The 2,886-nt window shown below is 37.6% G+C and carries 2 protein-coding genes; both read right to left on the reverse strand.

Annotated elements, in window-relative coordinates:
* Positions 1 to 66: 66 nt before the first annotated feature.
* Positions 67 to 1,026, reverse strand: coding sequence for a class I SAM-dependent methyltransferase (locus CXF78_RS18920; RefSeq protein WP_102037624.1), 960 nt, complete (start codon positions 1,024 to 1,026; stop codon positions 67 to 69).
* Between the two features lie 99 nt (positions 1,027 to 1,125).
* A partial coding sequence (locus CXF78_RS18925) for a TonB-dependent receptor domain-containing protein (protein ID WP_102037625.1) occupies positions 1,126 to 2,886 on the reverse strand: 1,761 nt, incomplete at its 5' end.

Consider the following 2,886-nt stretch of genomic DNA (forward strand, 5'->3'; position numbering starts at 1 on the left):
TTTATTCAGTGCGTTATAAAAAGATGTCAATCCAATAATACTCTCTATTTAGCTTATTCATCGTTACTAAATAAATTTTGAACCATGTAAATACCAACCTAAGACTTCATTTTGTTCATTTTTTAATACTTTGAGTTCATTTAAAATCATATTGTTTTGGTGGAATTTAGCTATGAATGTTGCCAATTTAGTTTCATCAAATGCAGCATTAACCAACTCTGTTAATCGTAGCCTTAACGTATCCATTTGTATTGTAATAAATTCAATAAATTCTAACTTTTTTGTAACAGGCCAAAATAATCCAGTTTTAAAAAATTGAGCAACGAAACGCATTAAATCACAATCCTGAGCTGCTGCCTCATCAAACATGACTAACAATTTAATCAAGTGATTAATTTCCGCTCTAATCTGTTCACATTGAAGGTCTTTCTTAATTCGCTCAACATCTTCTTGATTGCTGACATTGCCCATGGCATTTGCCATTTTACCTAAACAATTAATTAATAAATTGACTTCATCTTTATCAATTAACGTCAAAATTCTTCTATTTCGATTAAGGATCATTGAACGATTATGATGACAAACAATGACAAACTGACCATCATCCTTTAATACTCTAGTCGCTTCTTCGAGTGACTGCTCAATATTTGAATACTCAAAACCAAATTGAGATATATAAAGATCAACAGAGTTAGGTTCAAAAGGAAGCTGTTCGCAGCGAGTGTTAGACATTAAAGCTATGTCTATATTTTGATTATTGTTACTTACTGGGTTGGCTAAACTGACTTCAGCTAAATCAACACCAATAATCTTACCGGTTAGATCACTTGTAGATAACCCGTCACGTAATAACAGCGGTAACGAGCCATTACCCGTGCCAACATCGACGACCAAAAAATTTTCTGTAAGCCCATCGAACACCGGTTCCCACACATTTTTCAATACACCTTCATAATTACCTGATAATGCTTCACCGAATGACGTTGTGTGTCCTTGCTGCCAATATTCACTCCAGTGACTATTCATGTAGACTCCTCAATTAATCACATCATATTGTTATAATACACCAAGTAAAAAGGCCCCCGAAGGAGCCTTTCTTATATCTAATTAATGACTAATTAGTATTTAGAACTTAAGAGTATAACTTGCACGATACTCACGACCGTAGTTGTTATAAAGTTCGTAATTATCGTATGTACCTGTTGAACTAAGTACTGGGTCTTCGTCTGTCACATTGTTAATACCTAACAACACTTGACCAAAGTTACCAGCATCATAAACATAACTTAAGTTATGAATTAACCATGAATCTAAATGACCAGTGTCATCGTTTTCATATGTAGAACTTGTGTAGTTCATGTTCCACGATACGCTATGGTCACCCATTGAATAGTTAGTGGTAAAGTTTGACTTGTAGTCAGGAGAACCACTCCAACCAGCAATATCTTGCGCTGATGAACCACCTTCAACTTCTTCAATGTAATCGAGTACGAAACTATTGTTCCAATTAAAGCCGATATCACCAACTGAAGTTTCAAACTTTGCGTTAAACGAAACATCAATACCAGTAATCTCTAACTTGTCACTGTTACCATAACCAGTACCGACTTCTAGTGCACGACCTAAAGTACCGTCTGTAGTTGGAGCACGGTTAACATAGAAAGTATCTGTTTCTGCTAATGTGCCAGCGGCAACCCCACGCATAACATTTGTGATAGTACGACGGCTAATAACATCATCAATATTTAAGTTAAAGTAATCAACTTTAATACCAATATCATCGATAATATCCCACGCTACACCAAAGTTAATATACTCTGATGTTTCAGGACCTAAGTCTTTGTTAGCTGTAATGTATGTGTCGTATTGTGTCTCAGAACAATCCGCAATATCAATACTATTAGATGCACAGAACGCATAATCAGTACCATCGTCAGCACTAAATGTTGTTGCTGCGTATAACTGATCTAAAGAAGGAGCGCGGAATGCTTCAGAGTATGATGCACGTACGACAACATTATCAAGTGCTTGCCAACGAACAGATACTTTAGGTGCTACATTGTCACCGAAATCACTGTAATCATCGTAACGAGCAGCAAGGTTTAATTCAATGTCATCTGTTAACGGTAAAACCGCTTCATAGAACATAGCCCATACTTGACGATCACCACCAGCGGAGTTACCAGCACTACCACCAATTAGGCCCGCTTCTGACTGTGCGTCATACACTTCACTATACTGTTGGTCGAAATATTCCAAACCTACGTAATGAGCAACTGCACCACCTGGTAATTCAAACGCGTCAAAACCAAGACCAGCACTATATTGATCAAACGTTGCCTTACCTGTGGTTAAAGTAGTTGCTTTCATGTTATTGATGCCGGCTTCAGAGCCTAAATCAATGTCATTTGCTTGGTTATATGCAAGACCTGAGTAACTTAAGTAGTATTCACCCACTGACTTATTGTCAGCAATATTGTGGTGATAGTAAACTTCCCACTCTGCATCGTTTAGCGCACTGATAGAACCACGTAAACCAGTTAGGTAATCTTGGTTGTAGTCATCTACAGTACCGTCACGGGTACCAATACCAACCCAACGGAATAAACCTGTAACTTCTTCACCATAAGGGTTATGAGGGTTATCAGCAGACATATTTTGCCATTGAGCAGCAGGAGGAGCATAACGACCAAATGAAGTGTTCTGAGTTACCATAACACGACCGAACCATTCTACATCTTCTGCGATTTCATAATTAGCATCAACATATACAGTGTTACGGTCTACAGATGCTTTGTTGTAAGAAGCGTTAGCATAGGCATACATACAGTATTCAGAACCAGCGCCCCAATTCGTATCAGCTGCAACAGTTTGGAATACATTTGA

The sequence above is a fragment of the Shewanella sp. 11B5 genome, from assembly GCF_002836795.1.
Taxonomy (GTDB): Bacteria; Pseudomonadota; Gammaproteobacteria; order Enterobacterales; family Shewanellaceae; genus Shewanella; species Shewanella frigidimarina.

Bases quoted from the DNA above. Each gene is read 5' to 3' on its own strand.
- CXF78_RS18920 (WP_102037624.1), bottom strand. From the start codon at position 1,026: ATGAATAGTCACTGGAGTGAATATTGGCAGCAAGGACACACAACGTCA.